The sequence below is a fragment of the Vibrio sp. 2130-1 genome, assembly GCF_033339515.1.
Genome location: NZ_JAWOUT010000580.1, coordinates 1 through 556, shown reverse-complemented (window position 1 = coordinate 556; position 556 = coordinate 1). Strand labels below are relative to the sequence as shown.

The 556-nt window shown below is 47.1% G+C and carries 2 pseudogenes; both read left to right on the top strand.

Features of this window, described 5'->3' with window-relative positions:
* Nucleotides 1-233 (top strand): annotated as a pseudogene (locus tag R7Q09_RS27520) (ABC transporter permease); the annotation flags it as partial.
* Between the two features lie 156 nt (nt 234-389).
* Nucleotides 390-556: pseudogene (locus R7Q09_RS27515) on the top strand (SPOR domain-containing protein); the annotation flags it as partial.

The following is a 556-nucleotide window of genomic DNA, read 5'->3' as shown; positions in this document are numbered from 1 at the left end:
AGGTGGCCAACGCCATCATGTCGGAAGCGGCGCTGTCGTTCCTAGGCTTGGGTCTGCCTGTTGACCAACCATCTTTGGGCGCGTTGATCAGCATCGGCTTTAACTACATCTTCTCTGGTGCTTGGTGGATTACAGCCTTCCCAGGTATTGTGCTAGTTACTTTGGTACTGGTTATTAACCTTCTGGGTGACTGGTTACGTGATGTATTTAACCCGAAACTGTACAAAGGTTAAGAATTTAGACATAGAGCATTGTTAAATCGCTCATTTCCTTCCTAAACTGAGAGCCGGATGCAATTCCGGCTCTTTTTTTGCTTGTTATTCTTTATTCACATTTTTTTGGCGCTTTGCCGCCATAATGACCTTACCCACTAGTTCAGAGTGAAGCGTATGGAAATGAAGAAGGCACACCTCTCATCACGCATTGTCCAATCAGGCCTCAGCTTAGGAGGGCTATTGCTGTGCGCCCAATTTTCAGCCCCGGTATTGGCCGATGACTTTCTTTGTCAGGCGACTCAAGCGAGCGACAAAGAACTGCCGATGCTAGAGAAAAGTTG